Below are 17,229 nucleotides of genomic sequence, written 5' to 3' on the forward strand. Positions count from 1 at the left end.
CAGCGGGTTGAGCGCCAAAGAGGAATTGATGGCCAATACTGCTTCCGCCAAGAAGGCCACGCGCAAGATCGCGGCCCGCACCGAAGTGAACAAGTCGCGCCGCTCGCGCATGCGCACCTTCGTCCGTAAGGTCGAGGAAGCCATCACTGCCGGTGACCACGCGGTTGCCGTCGCCGCTCTCAAGGCCGCCGAGCCCGAGATCGTCCGCGCCTCGCAGAAGGGCATCGTCCACGCCAACGTGGCCGCCCGCAAGGTGAGCCGCCTCAACTCCCGCGTGAAGGCTCTGCAGGCCTGATCGGCCGCCGAGTTCGAACCATCGTCAAGATGGTTTGACGACAGCTTTGTGAATGTGAAGGGCTCCCTCCGGGGAGCTTTTCTGTTTTGATGGCTTCCTCGGGACGTCCCGGGAATGGGCGCGCCCAGTGTGACAGCTTTGCGACACCTGGGTGAAGAGTTTTCCCCTTTGGAAAGCCCTGCGTTTCCGGGACTTTGCCGAGGTCCGTCATCAGAATTTCATCTGCCTGTCAGGAATGAATTGCCGCAATTGAGGTGGTGCAACCACTTAGTGCGGAAGCGCCGAAAATCTCACGAAACCCCGATTCCCCCTTGAGTCACAGCGCCTTGGATTTCGACCCGGACAAAGTGCCGCGGAAAGGTTTTTGCAAAGGGTGAGAGTCAACCCCCTCTTGGTGAAAAACCCCCGTTGATTGGAAAATTCCGCCCCTCTAAGATGCCTCTCGTCGCTCAGGAACACCCGGCGCCAGAACCGAGTAATGAGACGACATGACTGGCAGGAATGCTGAACTTTGAGATCGTGGCTGAGGCGGTATGGACGCAGCCGGCAGTCTTGGGGAAACTCCATTCGTAGTCTGGTTTGATTAGTATTAGTTCTGGTCTTGCGGGATCGTAAGACGTTGCGGTAGCCCGGGCGCGATCAGCGGCTCGGCTCAATTGAAAGTTTGGTTAGACTGAACCGCGGCGAAGTTCGCGGGCAGGACAGGTCTGTCCGAAAAACGGGCAGCTAGGTTGGCGGCGCTGTGCCCATACGGGGCAGCATAGAACAGGATTTGGGGTCACACACGATGGCGATGAACGCGGCGGCGGGTCGTGCCGATTGGGTATCGGATAGAGGTAACGGAAAGGGGCAGGGCGGCGACAAGGGGGGAATGGTAATGATGGGCAAGGACGGCCAGCCACTCGGTTCGAACGAACTGTTCCAGCGGGTCCGCGCCCGGCTCAAGGCCGCCGTCGGCGAGGATGTGTTCAATTCCTGGTTCGCCCGGCTGGAGCTCGAAGAGATCGTCGACGATCTTGCCCATCTGAGCGTCCCCACCCGGTTCCTCTCGTCCTGGGTCCAATCCAACTACGCCGAGAAGATTCTCGAGGCGTTCCGCTCCGAGGCCGCCGGCCTCGCCCGTCTGCATTTCACCGTGCGCGTCAACGGTCAGGCCCGGCCGCGCCTGCATCAGGCCGAGGCGGCGACTGAGGCTGTCGAGACCGAGGTGCCCGCCATTCCGGCGACCCCGCGCACCGTGCGTGAGCCGGTGGCGGCTGTGCCGGCGCCGCGTGGCGATGCGCTCTCGGGCTCGGCGCTCGATCCCAAGATGACCTTCGACAGCTTCGTTGTCGGCTCCGCCAACGAGATGGCGCTGCAGGTGGCCAAACAGGTGGCGCATGCAGCTGCCAACAACACCGTCAGCTTCAACCCGATCTACATTCATTCGAGCGTGGGCCTGGGCAAATCCCACCTGCTCAACGCCATCGCCTGGGCTGCCGGGGCGGCCGAGCCGGGGCGGAACATCGTCTACCTGACGGCCGACCATTTCATGTACCACTTCATCACTGCTGTGCAGCGCCAGTCGGCGCTCGGCTTCAAGGAGTGGCTCCGCCGCGTCGACCTGCTGCTGATCGACGACATGCAGTTCCTGCAGGGCAAATCCGCCACCGAGTTCGGCCATACGCTGGGGACGCTCCTGACTGGCGCCAAGCAGGTGGTGGTGGCCGGCGATGCGCCACCACGCGACCTCGAAATGCTCGACGAGCGCGTCCGCTCGCGCCTCTCGGGCGGGCTGGTGGTGCCGATCAATTCGTTCGACCTCGACCTCCGCCGCGCCATCGTCACCCGGCGCGCCGAGCAGGCGGTCTCCCGCTTCTCCGATGCGCATTTCGCCCCGGCGGTACTGGACTATGTGGCGCGCGTCGTGGTGAGCCACGGCCGCGACCTCGACGGGGCGGTAAACCGCCTCCTGGCCGCCAACCAGCTGACCAAGGAGCCGATCACCGTGGCGCTGGCCGAGCGCACGCTGGCCGACCTGGTGCGCCAGCGCGATGCTCGCCGCGTCCGCATCGAGGATATCCTTCGCATCGTGTCGCGCCACTACAAGGTGCCGCGCAACGACCTGCTCTCCTCGCGCCGTTCGCGCGACGTGGTCCGCCCGCGCCAGATCGCCATGTATCTGGCCAAGGCCCTGACCTCGCGCTCGCTGCCGGAAATCGGCCGGCGCTTCGGCGGTCGCGACCACACCACCGTGCTGCACTCGGTCCGCAAGGTCGAGCAGATGATCAAGGACGACGGCGAGCTGGCGCAGGAGATCGAACTGTTGAAGCGCATGCTCGAAGAATGAGATTTGAGGCCCTCTCCTGCGGGAGAGGGCGCCGCCGGCTGAACCATCCGGCGGTTATTTGAGTTTCGACCCAGTAGGGTCTCTTAGTAGGTTAGTAGCGTTGCCGACATCGCGTAGAACTCCGCGGCTGTTGCTGCGGATCAGAAAAGGTCTGAAGCGCCTCGATCTCGGGGCGCGTCCTGAACCCCAGCCGCTGCCGCCTGACCGGGCCTGGCACGAGATGCTGGTGCGCCTCGATGCCGAAGACGCCGAACGGCGCCTTGAGGCCATGGAACGGGCCCTCAACGGCGATCGGTGAGCACCACCCCACCCTACGGCGTGACAGCGGATTCGCTGATCGTGAGCGTTGCGGCCGCGCAGTCGATCTGGGCCATGGCGCCGTAGGGCAAGGTCAGCATCGGCTGGGTGTGGCCGAAATCGAGGCCCGACAGCACCGGCAACTCAGCGAGCCCTTCCTCAGCCAGCGTCTCGATGACCGCGGCTTCGAGCCGGGCGCCATAGGTCGCGTCATTGCCGGGGTCGGGGCGCGCCAGCAGCATGCCGCTGAGCCGCCCCAGGATGCCCTGCGCCGCGAAGTTACGCAGCCAGTAGCGGATGAAGCCGGGGTCAGGTGCATCCTCGGACGTTTCATAAAACAGGATCGCCCCATCCCAGGCGCCGAGCGGCGGCCACCAGGCGGTGCCCTTCGCCATCTCCAGCACTTCCGCGCAGCCGCCGAGCAGCCGGCCCGATGCGATGCCGCTGCCCTGCAGCAGGCGTGGCGGGTCGGCCGGGTGCAGTCGGCGAGGTTGCGCCTGCACGGCCGGGTCGTTCCAGTCGGTCCGTTCGGCGCTCCAGCCCTCTTCATTCGGGGTGACGAGGCCGATCGGCTCGACTTCGAACAGCGCCTTCCGCACCCCCTCGGCAGTGAAGCGGTGCATGCCGCCATTCTCGGCAAAGCCTGCCATCAGGCTGGGGCCGTAGAACGAGGTGACGCCGGCGGCATAGCAGGCGAGGTGGAGGCTCGTGGTATCGGACCAGCCGGATGGCGTCGTCGCCGCCGATGCTGGCGACGATCCCCGCAATATCAGGATCGGCGAAGGCCGCCATCAGGTCCTCGGCCCGGGCCTTCGGGTTGGCCCGCACCCAGTCGGCCGGCGCCAGCGTGTGCGCCATCTCAACCAGCTCGATGCCGAAGCTTTGTTCGAACTGGCGTTTGCCGGCCGCATAGCGCGCGGGAACGGCTCCGGGACCACCCCAGGACGGACTGACCGCCGCGATCCGGTCTCCGGCCCCGAGCCGGCGGGGCTTGATCAGCGCTCCCTTGTGGTCACCAGTCATTTGGGTTCCTGCCGTTTCTTGAGGGTTCTGATAGCTTCTCGTGGCGCCGTGGGCCATCACTTCGACCGGCCGGACGGGATTTCCGTGGAACGCGACACCACGCTTCGGCCTGTCCCTTGCCTTTTGTCCCTTGAATTGTAATGTCGCAGCCCGGTTTCCGCATGGTTTTGACCGGATTTTGGCCGGGCACGGACTGTCTGGGGTAGGGGTTTTGGGTTTATGAAAGTCACTCTCGAGCGCAACCATCTGCTCAAGTCGCTGGGGCACGTCCACCGGGTGGTGGAGCGCCGCAATACTTACCCCATCCTCGCCAACGTGCTGCTCAAGGCCTCCGACGGCAAGCTCGACCTGCGCGCCACCGACCTCGACATCGAGGTCACCGAGAGCGTGCCGGCGATGGTCGGCCAGGCCGGCACCACCACGGTGCCCGCACACACCCTCTATGAAATTGTCAGGAAGCTCTCGGACGGCGCCGAAGTGCGGCTCGAGAACGAGGGCACCGAGCAGCTGCTGGTGACCTCCGGCCGCTCGCGCTTCCACCTGGCGTGCCTGTCGCCCGACAGCTTCCCGGACCTGAAGTCCGGCACCTTCACCCATACCTTCCCGGTTGCCGCGCCGATCCTGCGCGAACTGATCGAACGCACCCAGTTCGCCATCTCCAACGAGGAGACGCGCTACTACCTCAACGGCATCTACATGCACATGCTGGATGTCGGCGGCACCCCGACGCTGCGCGCCGTCGCCACCGACGGCCACCGCATGGCGCGCGCCGAGTCCGATGCGCCGGATGGCGCCAAGGGCATGCCGGGCATCATCGTGCCGAAAAAGACCGTGTCGGAAGTGCAAAAGCTCCTCGAGGGCGCCGAAGGCGAGGTCGAGGTCGAACTCTCCGACACCAAGATCCGCTTTACCCTCGGCGGCGTGGTGCTGCTTTCGAAGCTGATCGAGGGCACCTTCCCCGACTATGACCGGGTGACGCCCAAGAACAACGACAAGCAGATGAACGTCGACAAACAGACCTTCGCCACGGCGGTGGATCGCGTCTCCACCATCGCGTCCGATCGCGGCGGCAAGGCGGTGAAGCTGTCGATGAAGGAAGGCCAGCTCGAGCTATCCGTCACCAACCCAGACCATGGCACGGCCAGCGAAGAGCTGGCCGTCGAGTTCGAGCCCGAGAGCTTCGAAATCGGCTTCAACGCCCGCTACCTGCTCGACATCATCAGCCAGATCCGCTCGGAAAACGCCGTGTTCCTGTTCAACGACGCCGGCTCGCCCACCCTGGTGCGCGAGGACGGCGACGCCAAGGCGCTCTATGTGCTGATGCCGATGCGGGTGTAGGCGACGCGCCGAGCGAACAGCCAATAACGAGTAGCGAATAGGGGGTTCTTTCCCTGTTCGCTATTCGCTACTCACTATTCGCTGATGCATCCCTCCCGCCACATCTCCCGACTTCGTCTCTCCCACTTCCGCAACTATGCGTCGGCGGCGCTCGATCTCGACGGGCGGCACCTGGTGCTGGTCGGCTCGAACGGCGCGGGCAAGACCAACCTCATGGAAGCCGTTTCGCTGCTTTCGCCCGGTCGCGGTCTGCGTGGCGCGCCATTCGAAGAGGTGGCGGCGCAGGGCTCAGATGGGCTCTGGGCGGTGGCGGCGACGGTCGAAACGCCGCAAGGGCCGGTCGATATCGGCACCGGCGCCGGTGGCCCGGAAGGCGGCCGACGGGTGCGCATCAATGGCGCCAACGCCCGCACCATCGAGGAGATGAGCGCTTACCTGCGCGTGCTCTGGCTGACCCCGGCAATGGATGGGCTGTTCACCGGCCCGGCCAGCGAACGCCGGCGTTTCCTCGACCGGCTGGTGACGACGCTCATCCCCGGCCACTCGGCTCAGGTGTCGGACTTCGAAAAGACCATGCGGCAGCGCAACCGGCTGCTCGACGAGGATGCCGACCCGATCTGGATCGATGCCGTCGAAGCGCAGATGGCGGCTGCGGCGGCCGCCGTGCATTTCGCGCGCACCGACAGCCTCGGCGAGTTGCAGGCGCTGATCGCGGCGGGGGTCGACGAGGCCAACTTTCCCGCGGCCCAGCTGGCGCTGACGCCGCTGTTCGAGGACCGGCACGAGGCCCAGTCATCGGCCTCGCTCGAAGCGGACCTGAGGGCACTGTGGCGTTCGAACCGCAACCTCGATCGCGCCGCGGGACGCACCCTGGTTGGCCCACATCGCATCGACCTCGAAGTGCGTCACGCGCAAAAGGCTATGCCCGCGGCGCTCGGCTCCACGGGCGAGCAGAAGGCGCTGCTGATCGGGCTGATCCTCGCCCATGCCCGGCTGGTCAAGCGCTCGGCCGGCATTGCGCCGTTCCTGCTGCTCGACGAGGTGGCGGCGCATCTTGACCCCGGCCGCCGCGCCGCCCTGTTCGCCGCGCTCGACGGCCTCGGCACCCAGTGCTTCATGACCGGCACCGACCCCATGCTGTTCGAGGCGCTGGCCGATGGCGCACAGCGGGTGATCGTCAAGGACGGACGCCTCAGTCGGGAGCCGTGACTGTCGACGGGCCGGTGGGGGTCCACAGCCGCCGGCCTAACCAGGCGGCCTGCCCACCGAACCCATCCACAACCCAGCCCTAAGCCTTGTAAAACGGGCTAAAAATAGCCATTTCCCTTGGGTATGAGCACCCGATCCGCTAGACCGATTCCAGCGGACCTGCTGACCTGATTCGGGACCCCCTTGAGCACCTCCGAGACCCCCTCCGATCCGAACGAATATGGCGCCGATTCCATCAAGGTCCTGAAGGGCCTCGATGCGGTGCGCAAACGCCCTGGCATGTATATCGGTGACACCGATGACGGCTCGGGCCTGCATCACATGGTCTATGAGGTGGTCGATAACGCCATCGACGAGGCGCTGGCAGGCCATGCCGACCTCGTGACCGTGACGCTCAATGCCGAAGGCTCGGTCTCGGTTAACGATAATGGCCGCGGCATCCCCACCGGTATCCACGCCGAAGAGGGCGTCTCGGCCGCCGAGGTCATCATGACCCAGCTGCATGCCGGCGGGAAGTTCGACCAGAATTCCTACAAGGTGTCGGGTGGCCTGCACGGCGTCGGCGTTTCGGTGGTCAACGCGCTGTCGGTGTCGCTGAAGCTCAATATCCGTCGCGACGGCGAGATCCACGAGATGGAGTTCTCGCACGGCAACGCGGTGGCGCCGCTGCAGCAGGTCGGCACCTATGTGCCCAACCACCAGCCGGGCACCTATGAAGGCCGTTCGGGCACGCTGGTCACCTTCCTGCCCTCGACCGAAACCTTCACCATGGTGGAGTTCGACTTCAAGACGCTGGAGCACCGGCTGCGCGAGCTCGCCTTCCTTAATTCCGGCGTCCGCATCATCCTCAAGGACCTGCGCCATCCCGAGCCGGTGGAGATCGAGCTCCACTATGAAGGCGGTCTCGAGGCCTTCGTGCGCTATCTCGATAACGCCAAGACCCCGCTGATCAGTGCGCCGATCATGCTGGCGTCGGAGCGGGACGGCATCACCGTTGAAGTGGCGATGTGGTGGAACGACAGCTACCACGAGAACGTGCTGTGCTTCACCAACAACATCCCGCAGCGCGATGGCGGCACGCACCTGGCGGGCCTGCGTGCGGCGCTGACCCGGCAGGTCACCAAATATGCCGAGGAGAGCGGCATCCTGAAGCGCGAGAAGGTCGAGGTCTCGGGTGACGACATCCGCGAAGGGCTGACCTGCGTGCTCTCGGTAAAGGTGCCGGATCCGAAATTCTCGAGCCAGACCAAGGACAAGCTGGTCTCGTCCGAAGTCCGTCCGGTGGTCGAGAACGGCGTCAACGACAAGCTGCAGCAGTGGCTGGAAGAACACCCGGGCGAGGCCAAGTCGGTGGTCGGCAAGGTGGCGGAAGCCGCCGCGGCGCGCGAGGCCGCCCGCAAGGCGCGCGAACTCACCCGTCGCAAGTCGGCGCTCGACGTCAACTTCCTCGCCGGCAAGCTCAAGGATTGCTCGGAGAAGGATCCCGCCAAGTCGGAAATCTTCCTCGTCGAGGGTGATTCCGCCGGTGGCTCCGCCTCGCAGGGTCGCGACCGCTACACCCAGGCCGTGCTGCCGCTGCGCGGCAAGATCCTCAACGTCGAGCGGGCTCGCTTCGACCGCATGCTGGGCTCCGAGCAGATCGGCAACCTGGTGATGGCGCTCGGCACCTCGATCGGGCGCGAAGAGTTCAACCCGGACAAGCTGCGCTACCACAAGATCATCATCATGACGGACGCCGACGTCGACGGCGCCCATATCCGCACCCTGCTGCTGACCTTCTTCTACCGGCAGATGCGCGAGCTGATCGACCGCGGCCACATCTACATCGCCCAGCCGCCGCTCTATAAGATCAAGCGCGGCTCATCCGAGCAGTACCTCAAGGACGAACGGGCGCTCGAGGATTACCTGATCGGCACCGGCACCGACGACGCCGTGCTGAAGACCCGGGACGGGGTCGAGCATGCCGGCGAGGACCTGCTCTCGATCGTCCGCCAGGCGCGCGAAATCGTGCACGCCATCGAGGGGGTGAACACCCGCTACAACCGCTCGCTGATTGAACAGGCGGCGATCGTCGGTGGCCTCGATGCCGAGGCGCTGCTCGATCCGGCCCGTACCGCGACGGTGATCGAACGCGTGGTGCGCCGGCTCGACCGGCTCGCCGACGAGGTCGAGCGCGGCTGGAGCGGTGTGTCCGATGGCCAGGGCGGGCTGATCTTCACCCGCACCATCCGTGGCGTCACCGAAAGCCACGCCATCGATGCCCAACTGCTCGCCAGTGCCGATGCCCGCAAGGTCCGCGCCACGGTCGACAAGCTGTCCGACCTCTATGGCGGTGTCGCCAAGCTCACCCGCAAGGATCAGAGCTTTGACATCTACGGCCCGTCCTCGCTGTTCGGCGCCATCAACACCGTCGGCCGCAAGGGCATCTCGCTGCAGCGCTATAAGGGCCTGGGCGAAATGAACCCCGGCCAGCTGTGGGAGACGACGCTCGATCCGAACGTCCGCACCCTGCTGCAGGTGCAGATCAAGGAAAGCGACGATCACGACCGGCTGTTCTCCAACCTGATGGGCGACCTGGTCGAACCGCGTCGCGACTTCATCCAGGACAACGCGCTGAGCGTCGCCAATCTCGACGTGTAAGGGAGGACGCTGCGTTGCATCGCCCTCCTGTCCTGATCACGCTCCCGTAGGAAACTTGCGATGGAATGGGTCGTCGCGGGCATCCTGATCGTCGTGGCCGTTGCCGTGCTGGGTTTCGCCGCCTTCGCGCTGGCCAAACGCAGCCGCTACAGCCGGCTGCTCGAGAAATACGGCGGCGACGAGAAGCTGGCCGATGCGCTGATGAGCAAAACCATCTGGCAGGGGATGACCGCCGAGCAGCTGCGCGACAGCTGGGGCGAACCGGCCTCGATCGAGGAAAAGGTGATGAAGACCAAGATCAAGCAGGTCTTCAAATACCGGCCGGTGGCCGCCAACCGTTACCGCGACAAGGTCACGCTGGAAGACGGCGTGATCGTCGGCTGGGACCAGAAATAGGGTTCACTGGTCTCGCGTGCCGCTCGGGATGCGCGCGTCCAGCGGCGCCTGCTGTTTGTAACCATCGAAGCAATGACCACCGTGCCGGCCGAGTTCCGCCTCGGCCAGCGCCATCAGCGCAGCGCCATCCCCAAGAGCCGCAGTCCGGAACGCCGCATCGAAACGGTCCGCGAGCTGGCCGTCGAGCCGCCGCAGCAGCCGTGGGCCCCATTTGCCCGCGCCCGTCCATGCGCCTCGCCCAAGCAGCATCAGATCGATCAGCCGCGGATGAAGCTGCGCGGCAATGGCCGCGATTTCCGCTGGCGGCCGCCGCCCCCTCAGGTCATCGATCAGGTCGCTGGCCATGTAGCGCATCGTGTCGTAGGCGGGCCCATCCAGCGGGCGAGGCCCCGCGGCGAGAGCTCGTGCCGCAGTGGCCCGGATCGGCTCGGCCAGCGTGCGCTGCGGTCCGATGACCACGCCTGAGGTCACCATGTCGAGCATGATCGGACGGCCGCTCTCGATATCCTTGTCGAGGTAATAGGCAAGTGTCTCCGGATCGTGGACGAACGCCTCGATCGGAAAATCGTCGGCGACAAACGATTCCCGCCAGGCCCGCTCGAGGCGCGGGAACAGCACGACAAGGTCGATGTCGGAGCCGATGGTGCCTTCGCCCCGCATGATCGATCCGGCGACGAAGGCGCAGGCGGCTCCGGCGAATCGGCTGGCCAGAGCCACCTCGGCTGCGGCGAGTGCGTGGCTGGCGATGTTGTTCTGCTCGTTCACGGCGGTGTCTCCTTGGGTCGGGATACGCCGGGACAAAGAAAAACCCCGCTCGTATCCGGGCGGGGTTGGTCTGCGCAGTCAGATGAACGGGCTAGTTCATGCGCCAACCGACCACCGCGATGCGGTGGTGGTAGAGGTGGTCGAAGCTGGCCGGTTCATGTGCATGCGCCATAGCCTAGTCGAGGCCGGCGAAGCCGTCAAAGGCCCCGCCGCCAAGTTCAGTCGCGGGCGTACATCACCATGCCGGCGTGGTGCAGCACCCCGGCAATGAAGTCGCCGTCGGCCGCAAAGCCGGTGTCGTCCTGGTATTCGATGTGGTTGCCGACGATCTGGTAGTTGCCCTGGTAGGCCACGTCGAGGTGGCCGCGCGCCTCGATGTAGCGGCCGTTGGGCAGGAGGGCCTGGCGGATCTCGCCGTCTTCGGTGACCCAGAGGCCGGTGTAATCGTGTCTGGTACCCATTGGTGTATCTCCGTGCTGGAGGAGGTGGTCGGCTCGCTTTAGATTTCGGACAGAAAAAGTCCCGAAAGCGCTAGCGCAGGCCGAGCGTGGTGCCGGCGACGAAGGCGAGCGCGGCGACCAGCGCCACGCCGGCCAGCATCGCAACCAGTTGCCCCTTAGCCATTCATGCTCCGCCGCTCGCGGCGTGGCCGGCGCGGCTGGGTGTTCACCGGCTTCAAGAGCTTGCTGGTGATGGCGAGGATGGCCGCGGGCTGCAGGCGCCGGGCGATGTTGGAAAGATCGATGTTCATTTGGGTCCTCGCTTTCTGCCGCCGACTTTGTGGCGTCTGGCGGTGACAGCTATATCGCGCACAGCACCGTGGAGGCGGTAGACCGATCCTCCAGAGTGATTGCACAATCCTCCAAAACTCCGTGATCGGACGTGACTCGCCCGCGCGAACTGCTATGTAGGCTGCACAAGAGAACGAAGGAATTGGCCATGGATCGCATGGATGAGCTCAGGGACCTGATTGCACAGTTCGCAAGCGCCGATGGTATTCAGGCAACGCCGATCGAGGGCCTGTCGCTGGTGCGGATCTCGCATCCGTCCGAGCCGATGCATGCCGTACACCACCCGGCGCTCTGCATCGTGGCGCAGGGCAGGAAGCGGGTGATCGCCGGCGACCGCGTGCTCAACTATGACGCAGCGAACGTCCTCGTCGTCTCGGTGGATACCCCGGTCATCGGCCAGGTGGTCGAGGCGACGCCGGAGGCGCCCTATCTCTGCATGAAGCTCGAGCTCGATGCGGCCGAGATCGGCGCGCTGCTGATCGAGGTCGGCGGCGTCACCGCCGCGGCGGCCGCCGAGGCCGAGCCGAGCGTCACGGTGAGCCCGATCATGCCCGAGCTGCTCGATGCGGCGATCCGGCTGGTGAAGCTGCTCGAGCGGCCCGAGGATCTCGCGGTGCTCGGCCCGATGGTGAAGCGCGAGATCCTCTATCGGCTGCTGCGCTCCGACCAGGCGACCAAGCTGCAGCAGATTGCGCTGGCCGAGAGCCGGTTGCAGCAGGTCAACCGCGCCATCGGCTGGATCAAGCTCAACTATCGCGACGGCTTCGCCATCGAGACGGTGGCGGCCGAAGCGCGGATGAGTCCTTCGGCGCTGCACCTGCATTTCAAGGCGGTGACGGCGATGAGCCCGCTGCAATATCAGAAGCAGCTGCGGCTGCAGGAGGCCCGCCGGCTGATGCTGTCCGAGGCGCTCGATGCGGCGACCGCCGGGCACCGCGTCGGCTATGACAGCCCGAGCCAGTTCAGCCGCGAATATGCCCGCACCTTCGGCGCCCCGCCACTGCGCGACGTCGCCCGGCTGAAAGCCGGCGACCTGCTGTCGGCCGGCTGATCTCGCAAGCGGAGCGGTCGCGCTTAGGGCCAGGGTCGCAGGTACAGGCCACCCAGTTTCCCATCGTCGGCCAGGGCAAACCCCCATTCCATCTCGGCGTTCTCAAAGCGCACGTGATAGACGTCGAAACCTGCCTGTCCGACGCCCTTGAAGGTAAGCGCCTGCAGCGGTCCGGCGGCGTCGAGCATGGCCCGGACCGTGTCCTTCTGTTCCCGGGCCAGCGCCGCCAGCGGCGGCGCCATGTTGTCGAAATCCGGCTCGCCGCGCATGTGCTCGGCGATGGTCCGGCGCAGGATGGCCTCACTGTCGGGCGCCGCGACCTTGTCGCGGATCCGTTTTTGCAGCTGTTCCTCGGCTTGCCTGACCGGCTCGGCGTCGACCCGCCGGGCCGGTATTTCAGCACCGTTCTGGTGATGAACGAGGCTGCGAACCACTCCGTCAGGATCGCGAACAAAGCTCACCTGCACCGGCAGGACCTTCATGAAGAACAGGGTCGGGCTTTCCGGAAAGATCTCGATATCCGACTGGCCGACGACCCGGGTAAAGATCCGGCCATCTCGATGGGATACGACGTAGAACTGTCCCTCCTCGAGCCGGTAGTAACCGGCATAGTCGTCATAGAGCGAGGTATCGATCGCGACCTCGGTACGCGGACGATTCTGCTCGTATCGGCGCCAGGCCACTGTGTCGTTCGTGCTGTCCGTCATCTTGGTCTCCTTTGCCAATCGCGTGAGGTCATCGATCGATACGGGGATGCCTGCGGTGATCTTCGAGCGCAGCGCCTCAATCAGTGCGAGGCCGCGTTCAGCCCGTCCGCGCGCTGCGCGCAACGCGTCGTCCTGCAGGGTGAGCGTTCTGCCCAGGTCTGTTGTGTGCCCACGCAACAGGGCCGCGATGCTCGACAGACTGAGGCCCAGGCCCTTGAGGGCGAGCACCTCATTGAGTCGGGTGATGTCCTCCGGACCGTAGAGCCGCCATTGCTTGTCGGTTCGCCGCGGTGTGACCAGGCCATGGCGCTCGTAGTGGCGGAGTGCCCGAACGCTCAAGCCGATCCGCTGCGCGCATTCGGCGGCGCTCAGCCAGGCTTCGCTCTGCTGCTGGTTATCCATCGGCGGCTCCCTCCGGTATCGTCTTACGGTATGACGTAAGGGGCGGCTCAAGCGATTTGTTGGTGCGGCGGATCCCTAGCGTTCCGATCTCGGGGAGCCGGGACCGCGTAGCTGTCTCTCACCCGCAACACCACTTCGTCAGCCCGCTTAAGCCCACATAAACCGGCCACATTTAACTTGGATAGCCAAGGGGACCGCGCTGGTCGAAGGCCCGGGTTCTTCCGGGTTGGCTTGGGCTTGGCGAGACGGTCGGATGCCCGATGGCGTCCGCATGCCGCCCCTCCTAGGGAACCGGCCGCCGGACATACGCCATGCGCAAGAAGAATGCCGGGGCCCTGTTTATGGATTTTCACGTCTCGCCTGATGATCGCGTCGGCGCCACGCCCAAAAAGGGCACGCGTTCGGAGCGATCGGCGCCGGCCAAGAAGCTGGCGCGCGGCGCCCGGATCGAGCCGGGCTTTTCGGACGGCGACATCCATGTCGACGACGAGCGCAGCGAACGCGGTGGACGCGCGCCCAAGGGCAAGGCGCCACGCGGCCGTGCTCCCAAACAGAAAAAGACCCGCGGCCGGCGTGAACGCCGCCCGCTGACGCTGTTCGGGATCATCTGGAAGCTGATCTCGTGGCTGTTCATCCTCGGCATCTGGGGCGCCCTCGCCGCCGGTGCGGTGGTGGTCTACTACGCCGTGCAGCTGCCTTCGGCCGACACCTGGAAGGTGCCCGACCGGGCCGCCAATATCCGCATCGTCGCCGCCAATGGGCAGCTGATTTCCAACCGCGGCAAGACCGGCGGCGAGGCCGTGTCGCTGCGCGAACTGCCCTATTATGTACCGGCTGCCTTCGTCGCCATCGAAGACCGGCGCTTCTACGACCATTTCGGCATCGACGTGGTTGGCCTCGTCTCGGTGGCGCTCGAAAGCGTGCAGGCGGGTGAAGTGACCCGCGGCGCCTCGACCATCACCCAGCAGGTGGCCAAGAACCTCTTCCTCACCCCCGACCAGACGCTCGGCCGTAAGGTGCAGGAAGCTTTGCTCGCCGTGTGGCTGGAGCAGAACTATTCCAAGGACGATATCCTCGACCTCTACCTCAACCGCATGTTCTTCGGCCACGAGTCCTACGGCATCGAGGCTGCGTCGCAGCGCTATTTCGGCAAATCGGCGCGCAACCTGTCGCTCGGTGAAGCGGCGATGCTCGCCGGCTCGCTGCAGGCACCCTCGCGGCTCAACCCCAAGGGCAATGCCGATGCGGTGAAGACCCGCCAGGGCCTGGTGCTCGCCGCCATGGCCAAGGAAGGCTACATCACCCCGGCTGAGAGCAAGGCTGCGGCGATCGACCCCAACCAGACGGTGCGCACCAAGGTGGTGGGCGGCGAATCCTATGTCGCCGACTGGGTCGAAAGCCTGATGACCGCCTATCTGGGCGAAGTGAAGCAGGACGTGATCGTCCACACCACCATCAACTGGGATCTCCAGAAGGAGGCCGAGTTCGTGGTCAAGGAAGCCGTCGCCAAGTACGGCAAGGACAAGGCCTTCACCCAGGGCGCCCTCGTCGCCATGGATGTCGATGGCTCGGTGCGGGCGCTGGTCGGCGGCGTCGATTACCAGGCGAGCCAGTACAACCGCGCCGTGACGGCGCGCCGCCAGCCCGGCTCGACCTTCAAGCCGTTCGTCTATCTCGCCGGCATGGAGAAGGGCTACACCCCCGACACCATCGCCACCGACGGCCCGATCGATATCAATGGCTGGCAGCCCTCCAACGCCGACGGCAAGTATGGCGGCGACATGACGCTGCGCCAGGCGCTGGCGCTGTCGCGCAACACCGTCTCGGCGCTGCTCGCCAACGATGTCGGCCCCGACAAGGTGGTGGAAGCGGCGATGCGCATGGGCATTTCCTCGCCGTTGCAGGCGGTGCCCTCGATCGCCCTCGGCACCCAGGAAGTCTCGCTGCTCGAATTGACCGCGGCCTATGCGCCGTTCGCCAATGGCGGCATCGGCGTCATCGCCAATGTCATCACCCGCATCGAAACCGCCGACGGCAAGGTGCTCTACGACGCGGTGGCCGCCGGTCCGGGCCGAGTGATCGAGCCCAATATCGTCGCCGAGATGAACGACATGCTGCATGCCGCAGTCGAGATCGGCACCGGCAAGCGGGCCCAGCTCAATGGCTGGCCGATGGCCGGCAAGACCGGCACCAGCCAGAAGGCCCGCGACGCGCTGTTCGTCGGCTATACCTCGCGCATGGTGGCGGGCGTCTGGCTCGGCAACGACGATGACGTCGGCACCAAGCTCTCGGGCGGCAACGTGCCGGTTGAGATCTGGAGCCAGTTCATGACCAAGGCCCACGAAGGCATTCCGGTGGCCGAACTGCCGGGCGCCATGACCCAGCCTGGGCTCGAGCAGCAACCGCTGCAGCCGATGGAACAGCCGCAGGCCGAGCGCCCGCGGCGGACCCTGGTCGACCTGCTCGGCGACATCTTCGGCGGCAACTGACCCGGACGACATCTACCCAAAGTTGCAAGGCGGGACATGAGGTTCCGCCTTTTGCATTCGCGGCCCGCGCCGTACAGTCGCCTCCCAAGGGAGGGACCTCATGTCCGATAAAGTACTTGTCGTCACCGGCGGCAGCCGCGGCATCGGGGCGGCCGTATGCCTGCTGGCCGCAGCGCGCGGCTATGGCGTGGTGGTGAACTATGCCGGCAATGTCGCGGCCGCCGAGGCGGTGTGCGCCCAGATCCATTCGCGCGGCGGCGAAGCAGTGGCGGTGCGCGGCGATGTCAGCATCGCCGAGGATGTCGAGCACATCTTCCGCGCCGCCGACCGCCTGGGGCCCGTAGCTGGTCTGGTGAACAATGCCGGCACCATCGCCACCTCCTCACGCGTCGATGCGATGGATGCCGAACGGATCGCCCGCATCTTCGCGGTCAACGTCACCGGCTCGATCCTCTGCGCCGGCGCCGCGGTCAGGCGGATGTCCACCAGGCACGGCGGCACAGGCGGCGGCATCGTCAATGTCAGCTCGGCCGCCGCCAAGCTCGGGGCGCCCGGTGTCTATGTCGACTATGCGGCGAGTAAAGGCGCCATCGATACTTTCACCGTCGGCCTCGCCCTCGAAGTGGCGGCGGAGGGCATCCGCGTCAACGGTGTCCGGCCCGGAGTGATCGACACCGAATTCCACGCCACTGGCGGCGTGCCCGACCGGGCGCAGCAGCTGGCGCCCAGCGTGCCGCTCGGCCGCGTCGGTACCGCCGAGGAGGTGGCGAGCGCCATCCTGTGGCTGCTCTCCGACGATGCGGCCTATGTCACCGGCACGACTCTCGCGGTAACCGGCGGACGGGCAGCAGCGCCCTGACCCAAGGATCGGCATGTCGCGGGCGTCTCAGGTCGAGCAATGGGGGCAGCGAATGCTGAAACGACTTTCCGCGGTACTCGTCGTGGCCTTCTCAGCCGCACCGGCGCTCGCCATCGAGTGTCCGATCACCCACGCCATTTACGAGCAGCCCGGAGGCGACGTCAGCCTGCGCTTCACGGCGCTGCCGGAGGACGCGGCGGTCAACCAGATCGCCGCCTTCAGCATCGCCATCGACGGCGTCACGGCGAAGTTCGACGGCGCCATCTACCTGCCCAACGGCTTCGGCCAGCCGAATGGCGTGGTAGGGCTCGACTGCACCGGTGCCGACGGCGAGCAATGCGGCTTCTGGGAAGGTGTGGTCTACGCGCTCGGCGGCGACGGCATCGAGGAATATCCGCATGACGCCGAGATCGGGCTCGCGGCGCAAATGGCGCCGCGCCAGGTACTCTTGCCGCAGTTCGCCGTCAACGTCTGGTACTCACTGCTCAGGCAGGACGCCTTCGCAGATGAGCGCAACGTGCTCGATACCTTCACCCTCACAGCCTGCGCCAAGTAGCGTCGGAATCATGCGCATTTCGCATGGCTCTCTCGCGACAGGGGTTCCCTCCTAACGGCGGGTAGTTTAACCCGTTTGGCAG

Annotated in this window: 16 protein-coding genes and 1 pseudogene; 11 read left to right on the forward strand and 6 right to left on the reverse strand. The window is 65.7% G+C overall.

Translation table 11 applies throughout. The features are described 5' to 3' along the window. Positions 1-28 precede the first annotated feature (28 nt). The 3 genes from rpsT to ASC89_RS28370 all read left to right on the forward strand — a co-directional run bounded on the left by rpsT (position 29) and on the right by ASC89_RS28370 (position 2,922). Positions 29-295 carry a 30S ribosomal protein S20 gene (rpsT, locus tag ASC89_RS03570; protein ID WP_055047341.1) on the forward strand — a complete coding sequence of 89 codons (267 nt, stop codon included), beginning with the start codon at positions 29-31 and terminating at the stop codon, positions 293-295. 880 nt (positions 296-1,175) lie between these two features. Beyond that, positions 1,176-2,624 (forward strand): chromosomal replication initiator protein DnaA, encoded by a 1,449-nt coding sequence (gene dnaA, locus ASC89_RS03575; protein WP_055994960.1) that lies wholly within the window; start codon positions 1,176-1,178, stop codon positions 2,622-2,624. 130 nt (positions 2,625-2,754) lie between these two features. Then, on the forward strand, positions 2,755-2,922 hold the full coding sequence (locus ASC89_RS28370) for a hypothetical protein (RefSeq protein ID WP_156384483.1): 168 nt from the start codon (positions 2,755-2,757) through the stop codon (positions 2,920-2,922). 13 nt (positions 2,923-2,935) lie between these two features. On the opposite strand, the gene ASC89_RS28750 is transcribed toward ASC89_RS28370, so the two are convergent. Then, entirely contained in the window at positions 2,936-3,688 is a 753-nt protein-coding gene (locus ASC89_RS28750) for a hypothetical protein (protein ID WP_055994611.1), read from the reverse strand. Positions 3,689-3,692: 4 nt separating this feature from the next. Then, positions 3,693-4,190, reverse strand: a pseudogene (locus ASC89_RS29205) (hypothetical protein); the annotation flags it as partial. Here ASC89_RS29205 and dnaN point away from each other — a divergent pair. From dnaN to ASC89_RS03600, 4 genes are all read left to right on the forward strand, one after another. After that, on the forward strand, positions 4,164-5,282 hold the full coding sequence (gene dnaN, locus ASC89_RS03585) for a DNA polymerase III subunit beta (RefSeq protein WP_055873696.1): 1,119 nt from the start codon (positions 4,164-4,166) through the stop codon (positions 5,280-5,282). The pseudogene ASC89_RS29205 and the gene dnaN sit on opposite strands and share 27 nt — an antisense overlap. Positions 5,283-5,366: 84 nt before the next feature. Beyond that, positions 5,367-6,491, forward strand: coding sequence for a DNA replication/repair protein RecF (recF, locus tag ASC89_RS03590; protein WP_055994614.1), 1,125 nt, complete (start codon positions 5,367-5,369; stop codon positions 6,489-6,491). A gap of 183 nt (positions 6,492-6,674) precedes the next feature. Beyond that, the gene (gyrB, locus tag ASC89_RS03595) at positions 6,675-9,131 is read left to right on the forward strand and encodes a DNA topoisomerase (ATP-hydrolyzing) subunit B (protein WP_055994617.1); all 2,457 of its coding nucleotides are present in this window, start codon (positions 6,675-6,677) and stop codon (positions 9,129-9,131) included. Positions 9,132-9,191: 60 nt separating this feature from the next. Continuing rightward, positions 9,192-9,527 (forward strand): hypothetical protein, encoded by a 336-nt coding sequence (locus tag ASC89_RS03600; RefSeq protein WP_055994621.1) that lies wholly within the window; start codon positions 9,192-9,194, stop codon positions 9,525-9,527. A 3-nt stretch (positions 9,528-9,530) separates the two neighbouring features. On the opposite strand, the gene ASC89_RS03605 is transcribed toward ASC89_RS03600, so the two are convergent. The 3 genes from ASC89_RS03605 to ASC89_RS29080 all read right to left on the reverse strand — a co-directional run bounded on the left by ASC89_RS03605 (position 9,531) and on the right by ASC89_RS29080 (position 11,043). Further along, entirely contained in the window at positions 9,531-10,292 is a 762-nt protein-coding gene (locus ASC89_RS03605; protein ID WP_055994622.1) for a nucleotidyltransferase domain-containing protein, read from the reverse strand. Between the two features lie 218 nt (positions 10,293-10,510). After that, a complete protein-coding gene (locus ASC89_RS29210) occupies positions 10,511-10,897 on the reverse strand; it encodes an Atu4866 domain-containing protein (protein ID WP_407065051.1) in 387 nt (128 codons plus the stop codon). 11 nt (positions 10,898-10,908) lie between these two features. Next, entirely contained in the window at positions 10,909-11,043 is a 135-nt protein-coding gene (locus tag ASC89_RS29080) for a hypothetical protein (protein ID WP_274532681.1), read from the reverse strand. Positions 11,044-11,231: 188 nt separating this feature from the next. Between ASC89_RS29080 and ASC89_RS03615 the strand changes: the two genes are divergently transcribed. Further along, positions 11,232-12,134 carry an AraC family transcriptional regulator gene (locus ASC89_RS03615; RefSeq protein ID WP_055994629.1) on the forward strand — a complete coding sequence of 301 codons (903 nt, stop codon included), beginning with the start codon at positions 11,232-11,234 and terminating at the stop codon, positions 12,132-12,134. Positions 12,135-12,157: 23 nt separating this feature from the next. Here ASC89_RS03615 and ASC89_RS03620 read toward each other — a convergent pair whose 3' ends face one another. After that, positions 12,158-13,243 (reverse strand): MerR family transcriptional regulator, encoded by a 1,086-nt coding sequence (locus ASC89_RS03620; RefSeq protein WP_055994632.1) that lies wholly within the window; start codon positions 13,241-13,243, stop codon positions 12,158-12,160. A 311-nt stretch (positions 13,244-13,554) separates the two neighbouring features. Here ASC89_RS03620 and ASC89_RS03625 point away from each other — a divergent pair, with 311 nt between their 5' ends. From ASC89_RS03625 to ASC89_RS03635, 3 genes are all read left to right on the forward strand, one after another. Beyond that, complete coding sequence (locus ASC89_RS03625; protein ID WP_055873670.1) at positions 13,555-15,732, forward strand: transglycosylase domain-containing protein; 2,178 nt, start codon at positions 13,555-13,557, stop codon at positions 15,730-15,732. A 100-nt stretch (positions 15,733-15,832) separates the two neighbouring features. Next, positions 15,833-16,591: an SDR family oxidoreductase gene (locus ASC89_RS03630; protein ID WP_055994635.1), complete on the forward strand. Its 759-nt coding sequence runs from the start codon at positions 15,833-15,835 to the stop codon at positions 16,589-16,591. A gap of 52 nt (positions 16,592-16,643) precedes the next feature. After that, complete coding sequence (locus ASC89_RS03635) at positions 16,644-17,147, forward strand: hypothetical protein (protein WP_055994638.1); 504 nt, start codon at positions 16,644-16,646, stop codon at positions 17,145-17,147. The last annotated feature ends 82 nt before the right edge of the window (positions 17,148-17,229 follow it).

It is taken from the genome of Devosia sp. Root413D1 (assembly GCF_001425235.1).
In the GTDB taxonomy this organism is placed as follows: domain Bacteria; phylum Pseudomonadota; class Alphaproteobacteria; order Rhizobiales; family Devosiaceae; genus Devosia_A.

Excerpts from the sequence above, each read along its gene's own strand:
- rpsT (WP_055047341.1), top strand. The coding sequence starts at position 29 with ATGGCCAATACTGCTTCCGCCAAGAAGGCCACGCGCAAGATCGCGGCC.
- dnaA (WP_055994960.1), top strand. The coding sequence starts at position 1,176 with ATGGGCAAGGACGGCCAGCCACTCGGTTCGAACGAACTGTTCCAGCGG.
- dnaN (WP_055873696.1), top strand. The coding sequence starts at position 4,164 with ATGAAAGTCACTCTCGAGCGCAACCATCTGCTCAAGTCGCTGGGGCAC.
- recF (WP_055994614.1), top strand. The coding sequence starts at position 5,367 with ATGCATCCCTCCCGCCACATCTCCCGACTTCGTCTCTCCCACTTCCGC.
- ASC89_RS03600 (WP_055994621.1), top strand. The coding sequence starts at position 9,192 with ATGGAATGGGTCGTCGCGGGCATCCTGATCGTCGTGGCCGTTGCCGTG.
- ASC89_RS29080 (WP_274532681.1), bottom strand. The coding sequence starts at position 11,043 with ATGAACATCGATCTTTCCAACATCGCCCGGCGCCTGCAGCCCGCGGCC.
- ASC89_RS03615 (WP_055994629.1), top strand. The coding sequence starts at position 11,232 with ATGGATCGCATGGATGAGCTCAGGGACCTGATTGCACAGTTCGCAAGC.
- ASC89_RS03620 (WP_055994632.1), bottom strand. The coding sequence starts at position 13,243 with ATGGATAACCAGCAGCAGAGCGAAGCCTGGCTGAGCGCCGCCGAATGC.
- ASC89_RS03625 (WP_055873670.1), top strand. The coding sequence starts at position 13,555 with ATGCGCAAGAAGAATGCCGGGGCCCTGTTTATGGATTTTCACGTCTCG.
- ASC89_RS03630 (WP_055994635.1), top strand. The coding sequence starts at position 15,833 with ATGTCCGATAAAGTACTTGTCGTCACCGGCGGCAGCCGCGGCATCGGG.
- ASC89_RS03635 (WP_055994638.1), top strand. The coding sequence starts at position 16,644 with ATGCTGAAACGACTTTCCGCGGTACTCGTCGTGGCCTTCTCAGCCGCA.